This window comes from Bacillus cereus, from assembly GCF_007678085.1.
Classification (GTDB): domain Bacteria; phylum Bacillota; class Bacilli; order Bacillales; family Bacillaceae_G; genus Bacillus_A; species Bacillus_A cereus_BE.
Map to the genome: position 1 here is coordinate 1 of NZ_VEDW01000025.1, position 459 is coordinate 459.

A 459-nucleotide genomic window follows, 5' to 3' on the forward strand; every position below is an offset into this window, starting at 1 on the left:
ATCGTTCATGAAAACATCAACAAAACAATGAAAGTAAAAAAGATAGAAAAACGGTTAAAACGTGAACAACGCTCTTTAGCACGTAAATTTGAAAATCTAAAAAAGAGAGGTGAAAAATCTGTTACTAATAAAAGAGTGAATATAGATAAAAATGTTCTTAGAGTGCAAAAGTTGCATGCTCGATTAGCGAATATTCGAATAGAGTATGTAAAGTCTATTGTAACGAATGTGGTGAAAACCAAGCCAACGTTTATTACAGTGGAAGATTTGAATGTGAAAGGTATGATGAAGAATAAACATTTATCTAAAACAATTGCCAAGCAGTCTTTTTTTGCTTTTAAAACGTGGCTTTTGACGAAATGTGAGGAATATGGAATTGAATTACGTCAAGTAGACCGGTTTTATCCATCGTCAAAGTTATGCTCATGTTGCAGTCAAAAGAAAGCGGATTTAAAGCTA

The 459-nt window shown here is 32.2% G+C and carries 1 protein-coding gene; it reads left to right on the forward strand.

Going from position 1 to position 459, the window contains the following annotated elements; genetic code table 11:
• A partial coding sequence (locus FS742_RS27155) for an RNA-guided endonuclease InsQ/TnpB family protein (RefSeq protein ID WP_144616455.1) occupies positions 1-459 on the forward strand: 459 nt, incomplete at both ends.